The organism is Rheinheimera mesophila (genome assembly GCF_000986865.1).
Classification (GTDB): domain Bacteria; phylum Pseudomonadota; class Gammaproteobacteria; order Enterobacterales; family Alteromonadaceae; genus Pararheinheimera; species Pararheinheimera mesophila.
The window spans coordinates 39,974-57,649 of sequence record NZ_LAVS01000005.1 but is presented as its reverse complement, the minus strand read 5'-3'; the positions used below and the strand labels follow the sequence as shown (position 1 = coordinate 57,649).

Sequence of the window (17,676 nt, the reverse complement as noted above, 5' to 3'; positions counted from 1 at the left end):
CAGTCACGGAGGTTAACTATGCCCATCGGTATTTATTCATTTGTCGCCGCGCTGCAACATCAATTATTTTTAGAATAAGTTTTAGCATGGGTTACCGGAAATAAACGGTCGTAACCGTAGTTATACAGGTAGGTGTACAACAAAAACACGACAAAAATCAAGGCTTCACGCCACAAGGCCTGGGCCAGATTAAAGTCCAGCAGCCATAAGGTCAAAGGAATGCTGATTGCTGCCCCTGCCAGTTCATAACTGACACAATGCAAAAGCCGCACTTTGCCTGCTTTGACTAAAGAGCCAGTGGCTCGCCATAAGAAATAATCAAATACTTTGGTGTGAGTTAAGGTCAATAAAAATACGGTACAGGAGCTCAACAGTGAAAACGCCGATGCACGGCCAACAGCCGTATCGGCTGCAGCCAGAGTGCATAAAGTACGTAAAACTATGGCGCCGCATTCGTAAGCCAAAGCATGACGAAACCAATCCAACTTGTTTCGCATCAGCATACCTCTCGACTACACAAAGCAGTAGTCTAGAGGATTTGTGTGCGATACATACCAGCCAAAAGCTTGAGGTATAACGCAAAAAGCTGCTTTTCAGCAGCTTTTACGGCAGCAGAATTTAATTAATGCACCTGATAGTGGCGACAGAAAAAGTCGATGACTTTGTCCGGATCTGGCCGGGTTCTCATATTGTGTCTTAACGCCAGGCCTGTGGCTAAGGCGCGTAGCGTTACATCCAGAGGGGCTCCCGCTGGTTTTTCAATCTGGTAGTTCTGGAACAAAAAGTTAAGTGCTGCGCCGGCATAAGAGTTGACTGGGTGCGAAGGCAGCAAACGCAGTTCCTGAAGACGGACTCCAAGTTCACGCATTCTTTGTAGGCGGCTGGCTTCGTTCATTTCTGTCTCCTGATCAAAAGCAGTGAAAGCTGATACCTATATATCTGCCGTGATCAGAAAAGCTTTAGCTCAACAGGGCTGAGACTACTAGCAAAAATCATTGGATGATGCTGTTGGAAAACGCCGCCATGAATCGGAATACCCGACAGAGGGGAGGTCTTGGAGGTACCCATGCTCTGTGGCGGCTTTCAAAAACCCCGTTCCGCGGGAATGACTACGAAACGGGGAAAACCAGGAAGAAAACATACGTCAACGACCAGAGTAAACTGGTCGCTAAGGTCTATCAGGCATACATACGGTCAAAAATATTCAAAAAGGTCGGCGCTTTTTCAATATGAACCGGGATATGCAGACGGCTGGCGATATCGCTTGCGGAGATCACGCCACGGATATGGTGCGATTCAGTATCTATCACTAAGCAGTACTGCTCACCATTATGTTGCAGCGTGTTCAACACATCACCTATGGTGCAGTGTTTGATTTGCTCATAAGCTAAGGCTTTGATTTCTGAACGCGGGCGCATTAAGTCTGCCACTGTCAGATCAGTGCGGTTGACGCCTTTGCCTAAACGCTGCAATACATTTTGGATAGACAACTGTTCGTAGCTGATTAAACCAACCAGTTCCTGGTTGGCGTCTATCACCAGTTTTAGCTTGGTATGCTCATGATTCATCATATCCTCTGCTTCGACAGCACAGGTATTGGCATCAATCATCATGGGGCTATTCGTTTTAAAGTCAGACACAAAGTCCAGCGCTGCTGAATTTAAATTGGCTTCAGCAAATTCGGCTGGTTGAACTAAATGGTCTATTGCATCAACGTTGAATAAATTTAACTTTTTCATAGAAACCTCTCGTCAGTCCGCTCAGAGGCAGCGAAACTGAAATCAATACAATGGATGTCGTCAGATAGTGACTATAAAGCCGGAAACTCTGACAATTTCAATGATTTAAGAGAGGTGTACTGGCGGTGCACGGGCTGCGTAGCAGCTTTTTTGCGTCGTACTGAATTGGTTTTGGCTGTGCTGATAAGCGCTGCCAGATGCTAACGGGAATTCGAAACTATTCCAGCAGACCGGACTTTTCTCATCATCACCTGAAGTTTCTGTCGAATCGACAGTGGAATGTGTGACTGCGGCAACCAGAGCCAGACTGAAGTTTTTATTCGGTTGTTGTAAATCTACCCAACTGCTGGATGCAGAATGGCTTACCGTTGGGAACAGTAAACTCAGGTAAAACAACACTGCGATAAAACTTAAATACTTCATCTTTCGCGTCCGGTCAGGACCAAAACAGCTTGGCCTTTATCTGACTATAGCAGCAGTGTTTTTTAAAATGCAAATAAAAAAATGAAAAAAATGAAAATAACAGGCTCACTGATTGCCACTTTATTTGCGTCAGATCAATAAAAACCTGTTATTTTTTAAGCAGAAAGGCTTGATTTTACCCTGTTATAAAAACTTCATTCCTTGTTTTAATAACCACGCGACCAAAGTTAAAGTTAAAAAACCAGCCAGATATAAAATAACAAACCACTGGGTTTGAGATAATTTTTTCCCGCTCAATTTCATCAGTACCCCTCCTGATAATCTTCCACTTTACCGGCAAAAATTTTGTAACCCCATAGCGTATAAGCGCAAATCAGCGGTACAAAAATGAAGATACCAGGCAACATAAAGATCAGGCTGCTATCTGGTGCCGCAGCCTGCATATAAGTCAGTTGGCGTGGTAACAGATAAGGGAATACGCTGACCAGCAAGCCAACAAAGGCCAGCAGGAATAATCCGGACGCCAGCCAGAACGGCCGCTCTTCATGGCGTTCATGCACTGCAGTTTCCGCTTGAAGGCTGCGATGAACCCGGCCTAAATCGCGGAATAATAAACGGGCGGCAAGCACCGACAACAGAGGCAGTGGGATTAACCATAAAGCGTGCCAGCCGCCAAACCAACGAGCCCGGATCTCCGGCTCAATCCAGACCGTCCACAAGCTGACTAGCAGCATGGATAACATGACCATCAGTAACAAACGCTGGCCATAACGCGCCGCTTTTTGTTGCAGTTCACCGCGGCTTTTCATCACCAGATAGCAACAGGCCAGCAGGGCGTAGCCTGCCATAACCGCTAGACCACAAAACAGACTAAAGGGACTCAACCAATTGAAACTGGACTGATTGATAAAGTCTGCCGGCACACCTTGTACCAGGGTTCCCAGCATCAGGCCCTGACAAAAAGCAGCCAGACTGGAGCCTGCAGCGAAGGCCATATTCCAGTATCTTTTTGAAGTATCTGATTTAAAACGATATTCAAAAGCTACGCCGCGGAAAATCAAACCAATTAACATCAGTATGATTGGCAGATAAAAGGTAGAGGTGATCGCAGCGTAAGCCGCCGGAAAAGCGCCAAATAAAATCACGCCACCAAACACCAACCAGGTTTCATTGCCATCCCAGACATGGGCAATCGACCGCATCAAATGATCATGTTCTGCGTCTGTATTAAACCAGGGGTATAAAATACCTATACCTAAGTCAAAGCCATCCAATAACACGTACATCAGGATAGCAAAGCCAAGTAGCAGCAAATAAAACAAGCCTAAACTCAGTTCCAGCTCCATTAGTTGGCTCCTTTGGTTGATGATGGGTCGGTATCAGTCGCTAAAGCTTTGGTAAAAGACAGGGCATAACCTGATGCCTTCACTCCAATGCGTTGTTGTTCCAGTTGCTCGATCGGCGCCGGACCTTTTTTGATCAACTTGCGCATAAAGTACAGATAAACACCAAACAGCAGGCTGTAGGTCAGGACAAACAGAGTCAGAGAGAACAAAACACGTTCTGCAGGCAGAGGACTGACAATCTCGCTGGTACGCACCAGACCATAAATAATCCAGGGCTGACGGCCTATTTCTACTACATACCAGCCTGCCAGCACGGCAATGACACCTGTTGGCGCCATAAAGCTTACGGGCAGGAGGAACCAGTGACTCTGATACAAAGTGCCACGCCAGCGCAGATAAGCTCCGATCAAGGCAACACCTATCATCAGTACACCTATGCCGACCATAATGCGGAAGCTAAAGAACACCATGGGGACATGAGGCCTGTCTTCAGGCGGTACTGATTTTAAGCCTTGCAGCTCACCCTGCCAGTCATGAGTTAAAATCAGACTGGCAAGACCGGGTATTGCCACTTCATAATGGTTGCCTTCAGCCTTCATATCTGGCACTGCAAACAGCAACAGCGGCACGTTACTTTCTTTTTCGGCCCAAATTCCTTCCATCGCCGCCAGTTTCACCGGCTGATGTTCTTTGACATTAAGGCCATGCAAATCACCTACCCAGGCTTGCAGTGGGGTCAGTACCAGAGCAAACCACAGCATCATCGACAGCCCTTTACGGCCAAACTCCTGATGCTGGCCTTTGCGTAAATACCAGGCGTGAGTCGCCATCACGACAAAAGTAGCAGTGATAAAAGCGGCCAGCAGCATGTGGGTAAAACGATAAGGCATCGACGGGTTAAAAATCACGTCAAACCAACTGACCACCTCAAATTTTCCGTCGACTATTTGATGGCCCTGAGGAGTCTGCATCCAGGAGTTCGCCGCGATAATCCAGAAGGCCGAGATCCAGGTGCCTACAGCCACAGTGACTGTGGCGAAAAAGTGCATTTTGGCGCTGACCCGTTGCCAGCCAAACAGCATGACCCCTAAAAAACCTGCCTCAAGGAAAAATGCGGTCAGTACTTCGTAAGCCATCAAAGGTCCAAGTACAGCACCGGCTATTTCTGAAAATTTGGAGAAGTTGGTACCAAACTCGTAAGACAGCACTATGCCGGACACCACACCCATACCGAAGGTGATGGCAAAAGGTTTGATCCAGAACTTAGCCAATTGCAGATACTGGGGGTTACCGGTTTTCAGCCATAAGCCTTCCCAGATCGCTATCAAGGTAGCTAAACCTATGGTGATAGAAGGGAAAATAATATGGAAGCTTACGGTAAAGGCAAACTGTATTCGTGAGAGGATACTGACATCAAGTTCCATCACAAACTCCTTATTTTCCGGCTTTGAACCGGCTCAGCGCTGAAGGCACAAGTGCCACAGACAACAACAGCAACATGGTCAGCAGTTCGGCAGCAAGAATAGACAGGTCTGGCATAATGTTCTCTTTGTTGACAAGTTATACAGCAACAGTGCTGCTGCTCTTTGTAGTGCCAGAATCAGGCCATAATTTTTATTCTATGTAACATAATGATTTTGAAGGAATAAAATTATAAATTTGCAGTGAGTGTTAACTTCATTTACGATTTTAGCACGAATAGGTGACAACTAAGTTTACGGTAGGCTATGGATTTGATTTTAGCGTTTGAGCTGATGATGCTTGTCACCAGTGCGTGCGCCGGACTGATGTCAGGCTGGCTGTGGTGGCATTCGCGCTACCAACAAACCCTGGCTGGTTTGGCTGGCTTTGGTGCCATGATGGCGCTCTGGTGTTTAGGCCATGTATTTGTGATCCATGACCAGCCGCAACTGGGTCGTTATCTGTTGTTGGCGAATCCATTGATGCCAACATTTTTCCTGCATTTTGCTTTAAGGTTTGTTGAGCAGGATAAAGTGCGCGCCCCCTGGTTAAGCTGGGCACGACGCCATATCGGCTGGTTGTATTTTCTGACTGCGGTGGTGGTGTTGCTGAGCTGGAGTCTGGATGCCGGTGACGTGCTGCAAAGTGCGGCTTTGGGTCAGGTTTTTGTCTTTCACTCTTATGGCTTTTTAAACCTGTTATACACAGTTGCACTGGGTATTCTGGCACATGCGGTGTTGTGGTTTGGCTGGCGTTATCATCAGGGCAATAAAAAACGCTCTATTGTCGCTATGTTTTTAGCCGGAGGCTGGGGTTTATTGCTGGCGACTCCTGTGGTGTTTCCTTCGTTTGGGCTGGACTGGTTTCCTTATCCTATGTTGTTGTTGCCAACTTATCCGGTGTTGCTGGTGTACGGCGTAGTGCGTTATCAGATGCTGGCGGTGAACGCGCTGGCGAACCGGGCTTTGCTCTGGTTAGTGATGTCCTTGTTATTGCTACTGTTAATGGCGTTGGTCAGCTCTGTATTTGGCCAGTTGGGAATGCAGGCATTGGCCAGCGTGCCAGGCTGGCAGTTGTGGTTGTATTCCAGTTTGGTGCTGCTACTGACCGCAGCCTGTTACCGGCCCGTTGCCCGACTGGCGGAACGGTTAATTTACCCCGGTGCCACTTTGGATCAGACTCTGATCAATACCTGGCGCCAGCAATTGAGCTCATGTCAGAACTGGAGTGGGCTCAGCGAAAAATCAGCGCAACTGCTGTCTGCAGCGTTAAAGCAAAAAGTGCAGGTTGAATTGCCAGCAGCCTCCGCAGAGCCGGTGATCGATAGTCAGCTAAAAATTCGATGTTACCCTCAAAGTGGACGTTGGCAGGTGGAGCTGCTGGGCTGGGACGATATGACGCCTGGTATTCGTTTAGTGGCCCAGGTGTTTGGTTCTTTGCTTGGCAGCAGTTGTGAACTGTTGGCGCAGTCGCTACAACTGGCGGAAGCAGAAAAACAGCAACTGGCGCAACAACATTTGGTTGAAATGGGCGCTTTGGCGGCGTCTATGGCACATGAGCTGCGTAATCCGCTGAATATTATTTCGATGGCATCTGCTGGGGTAGATGCAGAACTACGCGGCCATATTCAGCTCCAGCTCAAAAGAGCTGATCGGCTGATTTCCGATATGCTGGTGTACTCAGGCCGTCTGCAACTGCAATACAGCCAGATTGAATTGGAACCTTTGCTACAAAGCTTATTGCAGCAATTTGACTGGCAACAGGTCAAGCTGGAGCTGGAGGTACCATCCGGTCTGATCGTATCGGCCGACCAACACAGAGTGCAGCAGGTGTTTTTAAACTTGTTTGATAATGCCAATGCTTTTCTGCGCAATCAGGCCAATGCCACCTTGAAGGTTGAAGTCACGTTAAGCGGCGGTTTTATCCGGGTACGGGTTCATAATAATGGTCCGGCCCTGGATGCCAGTTTAACCACAGCACAATTGTTCCGGCCTTTTATCAGTAAACGCAGCGGCGGCAGTGGCCTGGGCCTTGCGATAGTGAAACGTATTATGGATGCCCATCAGGGCCAGATCTGTTTTCGTACCGATTTGGGTTGGCCTGTCAGTTTTGAACTTTTGTTTCCAAAGGATTCCCCAGATGTTTAATGCAACAACGCCGCATCCGGCGCGTATTCTGATTGTGGATGATGAACCAGCTTTTCGCTTACTGGCCGAACGTTTTTTGCAACAACAGGGCTATCAGGTGGCTGGTGCTGCTAATCTGGACGACACCCGAAGTAAATTACAGCAGTTTGACGCCGACTTGATTTTGCTTGATTTGGCTTTGCCTCCGGCCTTTGACCCTGCGGCCACACTGGCTGCTGTCCCCGAGTTTTCCAGCCGGCCTGTGATTATTTTAACCGGCCACGCTGAACGCGAGCTGGCGTTGCAAGCCATAGCACAAGGTGCCTGGGATTTTATTGCCAAACCAATAGATCCAGAGTTATTGGCGGTGGTGGTCAAACGCGCTATCACCAAACATCAGTTAGAAAAGGAAGTCCGACAGTTAAAGCAGGGCTTACAACAACAAAGTTTTTTGCCGAAGTTAGCCGGGCATTCGCGGCATATGGAAACAGTTCGTACCTTAGTACAACGTATAGCGCCGACGGAGGTCCGGGTGCTGGTTACAGGCCCTTCTGGTACAGGCAAAGAAGTGATTTCGCGCGCTTTGCATGAATTAAGTCCACGCGCCGACAAGGCTTTTGTCTCGGTACACTGTGGCGCTATCCCGGCGGATTTACTGGAAAGTGAGCTGTTTGGTTACGTCAAAGGTGCTTTTACCGGCGCAGACAAAGACCGGCAAGGCCTGTTAAAGCTGGCCGATGGCGGTACTTTGTTTCTTGATGAGATAGGCGAAATGCCGCTGCCGATGCAGGTAAAGTTGTTACGGGTATTACAGGAAGGCACCTTTTACCCTGTAGGGGGGCGTGAGCAGCAAAAAATTGATATCCGCTTAGTGTCGGCAACCAATGCCAATCTGCCGGACCTGGTCAAACAGGGCAAGTTTCGTGAAGATCTGTATTACCGGATCAAAGGCGTGACTATTGAGACTGTCGCTCTGGATGAGCGGCGCGAAGATATTCCACTGCTGATCCAGTTTTTTTTGGAACAGCTTAGTGTGCAGTATGGGCAGAAACTGCAACTGGAATCTGCTGCTATCAGTTGGTTTTTACAAAAGCACTGGCCTGGCAATGTACGTGAATTAAAGAACACGCTGGAAAGTGTCGCTGCTATAGCTCAGCAAGGTGTGATCCGACTTGCCGATATTCAGCTGTTGCATCTGGAGCATCAAACCAGAGAAACTGACCCCGAACTGGAACCCGGAGCGGATTTAAGTAGTCTGGATGAGCAGGTCAAAGCCCTGGAGATCCGTTTGATCCAGCAGGCCATGGTCCAGTGTCATGGCAATAAGAGTCAGGCGTCCCGGGCCTTGGGTATTTCTCGTCAGGGCTTGCTGAAAAAAATTGAGCGATATGGGCTGACTGAATTGGGTGATGATTAAATCAATCTATACTCAATGAGTTAGCGAATAGGAGTACCAGCTATGACAGATGCTATTGCGCATGGAAAATTCAGTGTAACCCCGCAGGGGCAGGTGTTATTGTGCGAAATTCAGGGCGCCTGGAATAAACAGGGCTCAGCACAGCTAATTGAGGATGTAAAAGCTGTGGTACAAGGATTTGCCGGTAAAAACTGGGCGCGCGTGATGGATATGCAAGGCTGGGAACTGGCCACCCCGGACGCTATCAGTATGATGACAGACTTCAGTACCTGGGAAGATCAGCATGGTTGTGTACTGCGTTGTTTTATCGGTTTAAACCCAATCCAACAGCAGTTGTTGGAAATGAAGTATCAGCACTCCCACAAACCCCAACATTTTAGCCATACGGATACAGCGCTCAGCTACGCTAAACAATTTTTGCAGCGGCTTTGACCCCCTTCCTGACAACGGATACAAAGCAAAAGCCGAGCTGGAGATAGTTATTGCTCTGTCATTCAGCCTGCTTTACAGTCATGTAATGATGATGTAAATAAGACTTTGCTATGAATGAGTTAAAACAGACAGCACAACGGACTGATTTGGCGGCAGACGTTGCTATCCCTATTTACGGTCCGAAAATGGATCAGCAGTCTGATGCTGAGCTGAGAACTGTTAGTCGATTCTTTCTCAAGCACCCAAGTTTAGTGTTGACCTTTGGCTATTTAATCGCCAGTGTCATGGGGCTGATTTTTACTCTTGCTCTGCTGGATGAGTTTGAGTTTTATGTTTTGCCTTATCTGGAACTCACAGACTTTTTATTGGCTGCCATTGCTCATCCTAAAACCATTTTGAATTTAATCATCGGTACTGTTTCTGTGATTGTTGTGCTCTGGATTGACCGCCAGTGCCGGAAAAAATATCTCAAATACGCCCTGTGGATTGATAAGTCTTACCGGTCGACACCATTGTTACCAAATTGGGTTGTGGGCGTTTTTACTTTTGTATTTTATCTGTATTTTGCCAGTACTCATCAGGTTCCAAAAATCGCTCAGGCGATTAAAACTCACCAAACTGAACAGTATCAACTTAGCCTGATTTATCCGATCCAACCCGGTGGTAAAGAAATACGGCAATTAAACCAGGTACAGATTATTACCCGTACCGTGGCCTATTTATGGATTTATCATCAGGATCAGGTCAAGCTGATCCCCCATGCCAATGTGGCCGCTCTAATTCCTGTTTTGCATAAAGAGCTGGATAAAAAACCTGAAGCAAAAGCAGAACCAGCTACAGCCACTAAAACGCCGGTCAGACAACCAACTGCGGCTCCGGTGAAAAGTTAAGGCTTATTCAGCAAAAGCAGCGTAATAAGCTTTAGTCAGCACTTTTTCCAAAGCGGCAAGCGTGGCTTGTTTAATTGGCATATTTTCTTTGCTGAGCTCGTAATCCAGTCGGGCGATTTGAGCTTTGTGATGACGCATCATAGGTGGGGTTTCGCTGTGCAGGCTTTGTTCTGTGGCTATCACTGCTTCAGGTTCATCGGCTCGTATCACTTTGCAAATCGATAACAAGACTTCGCCTGAACGACCACTGTAGCCCGCGGCACCAAACATCCGGCAGACGGCGGGACGGTAAGGGTAAACACCACACTGGCCACTTTTACGATCGTCAGAGCTGGCCTGATAGAAAAAACAGCCTTCGGCGGTATGCTGCTGCAAAGCCTCCAATGTGCTTTCGGCAATACCCTGATCATACAAATGCAAAGCCAAAGGCAACATTTCCAGTACTGACGCTTCAATACCCGGATGCAGACAACATTGACCACAGCCACTGCGGCAAAACAACTTACGATCGTTTTGATAACGACTGTAAGTCTGAGCAATTTCGTCGTTGAGGATCATCAGTTGAGAAGCGGTATCGCGTAGCTGTTGCATAGGTGCTCCGAACAAACAGCATTACCCCTGTGGGGCGGGGCGCTATTGTAATGATAGCTATTAAGACTCAGCAATAGGGCTCTGAAAATATATCCCTTCGTACTTGAAACTGTAGCTTTGTTAGCTTGGCGCGCTCGCCCCAGTCACATCGATAAACTATGCTCCTGGGGTCTCACGCACTGGTCGCCTCACTGCAACTGCAATGAGTTTGGCGAGCGGTGAGGCTTAGTCCTGCTGATATAAAGGACGGGGTTTGGCCAGGCCATAGCCCTGCGCGAAGTCGATGCCCATTTCGGTGAGCTTGTGACAAATCTCCATATTTTCAACATATTCGGCTACGGTTTGGATCTGCATCGCTCTGGCAATGTCGTGGATAGACTGCACTATGGCGCAATCAAAGGGATCGATCAGCAAGTCGCGGACAAAGCTGCCATCGATTTTGACAAAGTCGACCGGGAAGTTTTTCAGATAACCATAAGACGAAAATCCACTGCCGAAGTCGTCTAAAGCAAACTTACAGCCCAGTTGCCTGAAGTGGGAGATAAAATCCAGCGTCTGGTGCACATTTAAAATCGCCATACTCTCGGTGATTTCAAAACAGATCTTACTAAAAGGGATCTGGTACTCGCGAAATAAGGAACTGACATAAGCTTTAAACAGCGGATCTGTTAACGAAGCGCCGGATAAGTTGATATTCGCCAGACTGAGCTCTGCCAGATGGGCAGGTTGTTGGGCCAGCCAGCGGAAGTAGTTGCGGATCACCCAGCGATCGATTTGTGGCATCAGGCCATAACGTTCGGCAGAGCTTAAGAAATTCCCCGGTGCGATTAACCCCTGTTCAGGTAAAGATAAACGCAATAGTAACTCATAGTGCAAGCCTGGCAGGTCCTGTTGAATGGCGCGGATAGGCTGCATAAAAAGCACAAAATTATCTTGTTCCAGCGCTTGCCTTAAGGTTTTTAACCACTGAATTTCAGATTGGTGGCGCTGTAATTCTTCATCGTCGGCATTGAACATATGAATACGGTTACGGCCTTTTTCTTTGGCAACAAAGCAGGCGGAGTCTGCTTGTTTCAGCCAATGTTCAGTGCTTTGATTACCGTCAGAGTTCTCTGCCAGGCCTATACTGACACTGATGCTGAAGACACTGTCCTGCCAGATGAAGCGGAATTCTTTCACTGTATCCAGCAACTGATGGGCAATAGCAAAAGCTTCATTGCTGCTCAAATGAGGCAGCAATACCACAAACTCATCACTTTCCAGCCGTGCCAAAATACCTCTGTCATGCAACACCCGCTGCATTTGGTTACTGATCTGACATAACAAGGCATCTCCGGCTCTGTGATCGCAGGTGGTATTAATCAGTTTAAACTGGTCAATGTCCAAATAGAGCAAGGTCGCCTGATGGCCAAAACGCAATATGTGCTCTAACTGTTCAATAAAATAATGTCTGTTATACAAAGAGGTCAGCGGGTCGTGGGTCGCCAGATAAGCCAGTTGTTCGGTATTTTGTTTATGCGCGGTAATGTCCACGATCGAACCATGCACATAAGCACTATGTTCGCCGTCACCTTTAGCCAACCGGGCCGACATCAGAGCCCAAAAGGCCGAACCATCAGCACGTAAACCTTTGATTTCAAAATTCTTGTTGTCTCCAAGTTGCAACTGTTTCAGCATCTGTACCCTGTCATCCGGGTTGGCGTAATAGCGAACCATGCCGGTTTTGGCGACATCCTGTTGCATTTGTTGTAGGTTTTGATAGCCCAGCATCGTCAGTAATGCTTGATTGGCGGTGATGAGCTGACCTTGTAAGGTGCTGGTGAACATACCTTCTACGGCATTGTGGTAAATGTCGTAATACTGCTGCAAATGGGCGTTAGCCTGGTGCTGGTGCTCGATACTTTGCTCGGCCTTGGCGTTGATATTTTGCAATAAACTAAAGCTCATCAATGCCATGCTGCCAGTCATCGCCATCAGCAACAGATACTGCCAGGCCTGAGCTGCAGGTAAATAGCCTATTTGTGACAGCGCTAATATCAGGATACAACCAAAGAAAAAAGCCCAGCCGACGGCAAAGGTTTTGGCGGCGCGATCACCTCGGATCGCATGCATCAGCGCAAACAATGTATTAACGCCCAGACAGAGCGCGGTTACAACCAGCAAGCCCCAAAATCGAAGCTGGCTGTTGGCATAAAGTGGACTGAACAGCAATAACAATGCGCTGACTAAGCAAAGGTAAAAACCAAAACGTCCGAGAATGTTGCCTTGCTGCTGACGCAAGTGCCAGTTAAAGAGGGTCAGACAGGCGAAGGTGGCCCCGGCCGCAACATACAAAATGGCCTGATTGATTTCAGGATAATCGGGCCAAAGCATCGCAAAAGCCAGGCCGTTGAGTATTGCCAGTACTAAAGCGCAATGAATAAAGAAACCGGCATAATACAAATACAGTCGCTGTTGCAGCGAGAAATACAAAAACAGGTTGTAGAGCGCCATCAGCAATAACACGCCACACAACAGTCCATCCAGAATATTTTTATACAACTGGTCCAATACAAAATCATTGTTCTGCCATAAGGTCAGCTCAGCGGGCGCGATAGCGGCATCCTGCACTTTAATAAATAAGTCCAGTTCCTGATCTGGTGCAAAATCGAGGGGAAAGGCGAAGCTACGATAGGCGAGGGCGCGTTGATAAAAAGGCACAGAGGCCCCTGTGCTGCTTAACAGTTGCAGTTCGTTTTTCACTCTGTTGTAGCTATACACCTGCACGACGTCAGCCAGTGGGAAATCGTAGTGCACAATGGTTTGAATGGCAGTCTGGCCTGTGTAATGCAAACGGGTAAATAACCAAAGCGACTGGTCGGTACTTTGCAAAGACTTTTTGTATTCGCTGACCAGCCGAAAGGCATGATGCCGCTCCGGGTCAAAAATCAGTTCTTCCAGCGGCAGAGCTTTATGAGTCTGCTGAAAATACAAATTAGGGCCCAGCTCAACACGAGTAAGCTGTTTATCAAAACGATTAACCTGAGCATGAAAGGCAAAAGCACTATGGCAACAGAGCAGCAGCAGAAACCACCAGAGCTTTATTCCATGCTGCAGTTTTACCGACATTTAATCTCCAAGCTACTGAATTCTTTTGCTAATTCTGACAGTAGCATAGCGCTGCCCCCACTGTCAGCTGTGACCCAAAAACTTTCACTATAGTCTTCGTAACAAAACGTAAATGACTCTCCTGCAAAACTGAATGCCAATTCCACTCTGTCGGCACCATAACAAAAGCTACCGGTTTTGACGGCACTTTGTGCAAACCACAACCTACACTGTTGCACCTGCTCAAAGCGCAGTGGCCACAAAGGGGTCAGTCGTAGCTGTGCCTGTTCAATTTGTACAATAAAACCATTGCTTGTTTCGCTATTCATCAGATATCCGTTAACTGCTGCAGGAAATTGTCATTGCTTTGCCCCAAGCGGGCGGCGGGGCTGCAAAGGCGTCTTTGCCGGGCTTTTCGTGATAGGGGTGCTGCAATACCTGCATCAGGTCATGCAAGGGGGTTGTATCGCCTTGTTCGGCCGCTGTGATCGCCTGCTGAGCTAAGTAATTCCGCAGAATATACAAAGGGTTGATGCTATTCATCAGACTTTTACGTTCAGCGGCACTGCTGTTTTCCTTAGTCAGACGGGCACGGTACAGGCTGGCCCACTGATCAAAAGCGGCGACATCCAACATATGATCGCGGACAGAAGAGCCCAGAGCATCGTCCGAAAAATCAGCCAGACGGCGAAAGCTTAACGTGTAATCCTGCTGCTGTTGCTGCAATAGTGCCAGCCATTGGCCGATCAGGGCCCGGTCTGTAGGCTGCTGTGTTGTAAGTCCGAGTTTTTTGCCCATTAAAGCCATGTAATGACGGACTAAAGTTGGCTCATACAACCCCAATGCAGCGCGTAAGTCCTCGACTTCAATCAGAGGCGATAAAGCATGCGCCAACGCGTTCAAATTCCACAAACCTATACCGGGCTGTTCGTCAAAGGCATAACGGCCACTGTGATCGGAGTGATTACAGATATAACCCGGCTGATAGTCGTCTAAAAAGGCATAAGGACCATAATCAAAGCTGATGCCCAAAATCGACATATTGTCGGTATTCATCACTCCGTGATTAAAACCGACAGCTTGCCAGTGGCTGATCAGTTCTGCGGTACGGATCACAACCTGTTGCAGCATAGCCAAAGCCGGATGTGCTGCGTTCAGGCATTCAGGGAAATGCTGTTGCAGCGTAAAGTCGACCAGCCGTTTTAACTGGGTTTTATCGCCAGTATAAAAACAGTGCTCAAAATGACCAAAGCGGATATGACTGGGGCAGACCCGGATAATCATCGCCCCTTGTTCTATGGTTTCCCGTTGCACTGGCTCGTTGCTGCCAACCAGACTCAGAGCCCTGCTGCTGGGTATACCTAAATGAAACATAGCTTCGGACGCTAAAAATTCGCGAATGCTGGAGCGCAGCACAGCCCGGCCATCACCAAAACGCGAATAAGGCGTGCGGCCAGCTCCTTTTAAATGCAGGTCGTAACTTTTGCCATCAGCGCCTTGGACATCACCCAACAACAAACCCCGGCCATCGCCTAATTCAGGGTTGTATTGACCAAACTGATGACCGGCATATTTTTGCGCTATTGGCTTGCTGCCTTCAAACAGCTTTTTGCCACTTAAGTAGTAGGCCGCATCAGGCTGCTGAAAAAATTCAGCAGGGATCTTCAATAAAGCCGCAGTATCAGCACTATAGGCTAAGAGTTTTGGCTCTGCGAAAGGGGTTACTGCAACTGCGCTGACTAAATCAGGCAACGCTGAGGCGTAGGTCGAATTGAACAGAAGTGACATAACAAATCCCAAAACGGCAATGGCCCATTGTCGTCGCTGTGTGCCGTTAGCTCAAGCGCTTTCTGGAGTATTGATTTTACTGAATTTCAGTCTCTGACTTGTATAAACAAGTACTTAGGTCTTTAATGGAAAAAACATAGTAAAAATAAACCAAAGTCTAGCATCAGGGAGAATAACAAGAATGCGATCTATATCTTTGAGCATAGTGGTTTTAGTTGGATTGTCTGCCCAGGTTTCAGCGCAGGATACCACCGCAGGAAAAAGTAAAGCGGCAGTCTGTTCGGCTTGCCATGGTGCTGAAGGCATTTCAGTCTTACCGGATTATCCTAATCTGGCTGGTCAGAAACAGAAGTATCTGGAACTCTCGATCAAAGCGTACCGGGATGGCGGACGTAAACATGCCGTGATGTCCCCTATGGCTGCAGGTTTGTCTGATGCAGATATTCTGGATATAGCAGCGTATTTTGCCGCTTTGCCAGCTCAGTCGCCCGCTAAATAATCACTGATTAAATCAAGGAAATCAGCGCCGTACCGTCCTAATTTGGTTTGGCCTACACCACTGATGGCTAAAAACTGCTGGCTATTGGTGGGGCAGGCCTGCGCCATTTCTATCAGTGTCGCATCCGAGAACACCACAAATGGGGGCACGTCGTCGCGTTCTGCTATGGCTTTACGTAATACTTTTAACCGGGCAAACAGCTTACGGTCATAGTTTTGTGGTGCTGTGGTTTTACTGCTACTGGCTTTGCTTTGCGCCAGACGAGGCACAGCCAGTTGCAGTGTTTGTTCAGCACGTAATACAGCCCGGGCGGCTTCTTGCAGCTTCAGCACTGAATGCTGGCTGATATCCTGCTGTAATAAACCACAATGTACTAATTGGCGCAAAATACTCAGCCAATAATCGTGCGATTGATCTTTGCCTATGCCATAAGTCGAGAGTTTGTCGTGCCCCAACTCCTGAATGCGGCTGGTCTGACTGCCCCGCAGTACATCAATGACATGATTCATGCCAAAGCTTTGATTAACCCGATAGACGCAGGACAACGCCTTTCTGGCCAGTTCGGTCGCATCAAATTGTTTCGGTGGGTCTATACAGACATCACAGTTGCCGCAGGGTTTTTGGCTGGATTCACCAAAATAATTCAGCAGCACTAAACGCCTGCAGGTTTGCGCCTGAGCAAAAGCTGCCATTTGATTAAAGCGCTGTAACGCGACTTCGGTTCTGCTGTTGTTTTCGTCTTGTTCTATCCAGTTACGCATCCGGGCTATATCGGCAGGGTCGACCAGCATTAAAGCTTCAGCGGCAACACCATCCCGGCCAGCCCGGCCTGTTTCCTGATAATAAGCCTCAATAGTGCGGGGTAATTCGAAGTGGATGACAAAACGAATATTGGACTTATTTACGCCCATGCCAAAAGCCACAGTGGCGATAATCAGTTGGATCTGATCTTTCTTAAAGGCTTCCTGCACCGCATTACGTTGTTCATTGGTCAAACCGGCATGATAAGCCGCGACCTGAAAACCTTTGCCTGCCAGTTGCTCGGTCAGTTCATCCACTTTACGGCGTGAGGCACAATAAATGATGCCGCTTTGTTGTTCCTGTTGTTTCAGGTAATTGACCACCTGTTCCAGCGGGCGGAATTTTTCCTGCACTGTATAGCGGATGTTGGGTCGGTCGAAGCTGCCCACTGAGACATAAGGCTGTTGTAAATTCAGTTGGCGACTGATGTCTTTTTGTGTAGCCGGGTCTGCTGTGGCGGTCAGCGCCATCATAGGCACCTGCGGGAAATAGTGCTTCAGTTGTGCCAGTTCAGTGTAATGCGGTCTGAAATCGTGACCCCATTGTGAAATACAGTGCGCTTCGTCTATGGCGAACAGGCTCACCCCCACCTCGGTAAGGCGCGCGATAAAATCCGGTTGCAACAGGCGTTCCGGCGCGACATACAGCAGTTTCAGTTGCTGCTGACGCAAGCGGCGGATCACTTCCTGAATTTCTTCCCGGCTTTGGCTGCTGTTAATAAATTCAGCCGCTATACCGTTGGCCTGTAAGGCGTCAACCTGATCTTTCATCAGCGACATTAAAGGCGAAACCACCACAGTGACATAAGGCAAAAGCAAAGCAGGTAACTGATAGCACAGCGATTTTCCGCCCCCTGTTGGCATCAGCACAAAGGTGTCCTGACCGCTCAGGCAAGCCTGGATCACCTCCAGTTGTCCGTGACGGAACTGGCTGTAACCAAAAGCTTGTTTTAAGGTGTCGAACACTAGTTGTGGCAAAGGGCGGTGCTGCATTATGAAAAAACTGGCGCATTGTAATCTGTCTTAAGCATTGTGTCATGGGCTCTGCTGGGATAGATTGTCAACTGCTCTTACCAG

At 48.0% G+C, this 17,676-nt stretch carries 16 protein-coding genes; 5 read left to right on the top strand and 11 right to left on the bottom strand.

Annotation, left to right across the window (positions count from 1 at the left end; translation table 11 throughout):
• Positions 1 to 59: 59 nt before the first annotated feature.
• The 6 genes from SD53_RS17920 to SD53_RS03595 form a co-directional block, all read right to left on the bottom strand.
• Positions 60 to 497, bottom strand: a complete 438-nt coding sequence (locus tag SD53_RS17920; RefSeq protein WP_052749239.1) for a PACE efflux transporter — start codon at positions 495 to 497, stop codon at positions 60 to 62.
• 125 nt (positions 498 to 622) lie between these two features.
• Positions 623 to 895: a hypothetical protein gene (locus tag SD53_RS03615; RefSeq protein ID WP_046518858.1), complete on the bottom strand. Its 273-nt coding sequence runs from the start codon at positions 893 to 895 to the stop codon at positions 623 to 625.
• Between the two features lie 283 nt (positions 896 to 1,178).
• Positions 1,179 to 1,739, bottom strand: a complete 561-nt coding sequence (locus SD53_RS03610; protein ID WP_046518857.1) for a CBS domain-containing protein — start codon at positions 1,737 to 1,739, stop codon at positions 1,179 to 1,181.
• A 105-nt stretch (positions 1,740 to 1,844) separates the two neighbouring features.
• A complete protein-coding gene (locus tag SD53_RS03605) occupies positions 1,845 to 2,162 on the bottom strand; it encodes a hypothetical protein (protein ID WP_046518856.1) in 318 nt (105 codons plus the stop codon).
• 302 nt (positions 2,163 to 2,464) lie between these two features.
• Entirely contained in the window at positions 2,465 to 3,508 is a 1,044-nt protein-coding gene (gene cydB / locus SD53_RS03600; RefSeq protein ID WP_106693128.1) for a cytochrome d ubiquinol oxidase subunit II, read from the bottom strand.
• Entirely contained in the window at positions 3,508 to 4,932 is a 1,425-nt protein-coding gene (locus tag SD53_RS03595; protein WP_046518855.1) for a cytochrome ubiquinol oxidase subunit I, read from the bottom strand. Before SD53_RS03595 ends, cydB begins: the two co-directional genes overlap by 1 nt.
• A gap of 303 nt (positions 4,933 to 5,235) precedes the next feature.
• On the opposite strand from SD53_RS03595, the gene SD53_RS03590 reads away from it, so the two are divergent.
• The 4 genes from SD53_RS03590 (at position 5,236) to SD53_RS03575 (ending at position 9,834) form a co-directional block, all read left to right on the top strand.
• Complete coding sequence (locus SD53_RS03590; protein WP_046518854.1) at positions 5,236 to 7,116, top strand: sensor histidine kinase; 1,881 nt, start codon at positions 5,236 to 5,238, stop codon at positions 7,114 to 7,116.
• Entirely contained in the window at positions 7,109 to 8,512 is a 1,404-nt protein-coding gene (locus SD53_RS03585; RefSeq protein ID WP_046518853.1) for a sigma-54-dependent transcriptional regulator, read from the top strand. The genes SD53_RS03590 and SD53_RS03585 overlap by 8 nt, the downstream gene beginning before the upstream one ends.
• Positions 8,513 to 8,554: 42 nt before the next feature.
• Positions 8,555 to 8,944: a hypothetical protein gene (locus tag SD53_RS03580; RefSeq protein WP_046518852.1), complete on the top strand. Its 390-nt coding sequence runs from the start codon at positions 8,555 to 8,557 to the stop codon at positions 8,942 to 8,944.
• A 110-nt stretch (positions 8,945 to 9,054) separates the two neighbouring features.
• Positions 9,055 to 9,834: a hypothetical protein gene (locus SD53_RS03575; protein ID WP_046518851.1), complete on the top strand. Its 780-nt coding sequence runs from the start codon at positions 9,055 to 9,057 to the stop codon at positions 9,832 to 9,834.
• A 3-nt stretch (positions 9,835 to 9,837) separates the two neighbouring features.
• On the opposite strand, the gene SD53_RS03570 is transcribed toward SD53_RS03575, so the two are convergent.
• The 4 genes from SD53_RS03570 to SD53_RS03555 form a co-directional block, all read right to left on the bottom strand.
• Positions 9,838 to 10,425, bottom strand: coding sequence for a YkgJ family cysteine cluster protein (locus SD53_RS03570; RefSeq protein ID WP_046518850.1), 588 nt, complete (start codon positions 10,423 to 10,425; stop codon positions 9,838 to 9,840).
• Positions 10,426 to 10,650: 225 nt separating this feature from the next.
• Entirely contained in the window at positions 10,651 to 13,533 is a 2,883-nt protein-coding gene (locus SD53_RS03565; RefSeq protein WP_046518849.1) for an EAL domain-containing protein, read from the bottom strand.
• Positions 13,524 to 13,841: a DUF3630 family protein gene (locus SD53_RS03560; protein ID WP_046518848.1), complete on the bottom strand. Its 318-nt coding sequence runs from the start codon at positions 13,839 to 13,841 to the stop codon at positions 13,524 to 13,526. The genes SD53_RS03565 and SD53_RS03560 overlap by 10 nt, the downstream gene beginning before the upstream one ends.
• Before the next feature lie 10 nt (positions 13,842 to 13,851).
• Entirely contained in the window at positions 13,852 to 15,300 is a 1,449-nt protein-coding gene (locus tag SD53_RS03555; RefSeq protein ID WP_052749238.1) for a protein adenylyltransferase SelO, read from the bottom strand.
• Positions 15,301 to 15,481: 181 nt separating this feature from the next.
• On the opposite strand from SD53_RS03555, the gene SD53_RS03550 reads away from it, so the two are divergent.
• A complete protein-coding gene (locus SD53_RS03550; protein ID WP_046518847.1) occupies positions 15,482 to 15,799 on the top strand; it encodes a c-type cytochrome in 318 nt (105 codons plus the stop codon).
• Here the strand turns inward: SD53_RS03550 and recQ are convergent.
• Complete coding sequence (gene recQ / locus SD53_RS03545; protein WP_046518846.1) at positions 15,781 to 17,592, bottom strand: DNA helicase RecQ; 1,812 nt, start codon at positions 17,590 to 17,592, stop codon at positions 15,781 to 15,783. The genes SD53_RS03550 and recQ overlap by 19 nt on opposite strands.
• Between the last annotated feature and the right edge of the window lie 84 nt (positions 17,593 to 17,676).

Excerpts from the sequence above, each read along its gene's own strand:
- SD53_RS03560 (WP_046518848.1), bottom strand. The coding sequence starts at position 13,841 with ATGAATAGCGAAACAAGCAATGGTTTTATTGTACAAATTGAACAGGCA.
- SD53_RS03555 (WP_052749238.1), bottom strand. The coding sequence starts at position 15,300 with ATGTCACTTCTGTTCAATTCGACCTACGCCTCAGCGTTGCCTGATTTA.
- SD53_RS03585 (WP_046518853.1), top strand. The coding sequence starts at position 7,109 with ATGTTTAATGCAACAACGCCGCATCCGGCGCGTATTCTGATTGTGGAT.
- SD53_RS03575 (WP_046518851.1), top strand. The coding sequence starts at position 9,055 with ATGAATGAGTTAAAACAGACAGCACAACGGACTGATTTGGCGGCAGAC.
- SD53_RS03570 (WP_046518850.1), bottom strand. The coding sequence starts at position 10,425 with ATGCAACAGCTACGCGATACCGCTTCTCAACTGATGATCCTCAACGAC.
- SD53_RS03615 (WP_046518858.1), bottom strand. The coding sequence starts at position 895 with ATGAACGAAGCCAGCCGCCTACAAAGAATGCGTGAACTTGGAGTCCGT.
- SD53_RS03565 (WP_046518849.1), bottom strand. The coding sequence starts at position 13,533 with ATGTCGGTAAAACTGCAGCATGGAATAAAGCTCTGGTGGTTTCTGCTG.
- SD53_RS03550 (WP_046518847.1), top strand. The coding sequence starts at position 15,482 with ATGCGATCTATATCTTTGAGCATAGTGGTTTTAGTTGGATTGTCTGCC.
- SD53_RS03580 (WP_046518852.1), top strand. The coding sequence starts at position 8,555 with ATGACAGATGCTATTGCGCATGGAAAATTCAGTGTAACCCCGCAGGGG.
- SD53_RS03595 (WP_046518855.1), bottom strand. The coding sequence starts at position 4,932 with ATGGAACTTGATGTCAGTATCCTCTCACGAATACAGTTTGCCTTTACC.
- recQ (WP_046518846.1), bottom strand. The coding sequence starts at position 17,592 with ATGCAGCACCGCCCTTTGCCACAACTAGTGTTCGACACCTTAAAACAA.
- SD53_RS03590 (WP_046518854.1), top strand. The coding sequence starts at position 5,236 with ATGGATTTGATTTTAGCGTTTGAGCTGATGATGCTTGTCACCAGTGCG.
- SD53_RS03605 (WP_046518856.1), bottom strand. The coding sequence starts at position 2,162 with ATGAAGTATTTAAGTTTTATCGCAGTGTTGTTTTACCTGAGTTTACTG.
- cydB (WP_106693128.1), bottom strand. The coding sequence starts at position 3,508 with ATGGAGCTGGAACTGAGTTTAGGCTTGTTTTATTTGCTGCTACTTGGC.
- SD53_RS03610 (WP_046518857.1), bottom strand. The coding sequence starts at position 1,739 with ATGAAAAAGTTAAATTTATTCAACGTTGATGCAATAGACCATTTAGTT.
- SD53_RS17920 (WP_052749239.1), bottom strand. The coding sequence starts at position 497 with ATGCGAAACAAGTTGGATTGGTTTCGTCATGCTTTGGCTTACGAATGC.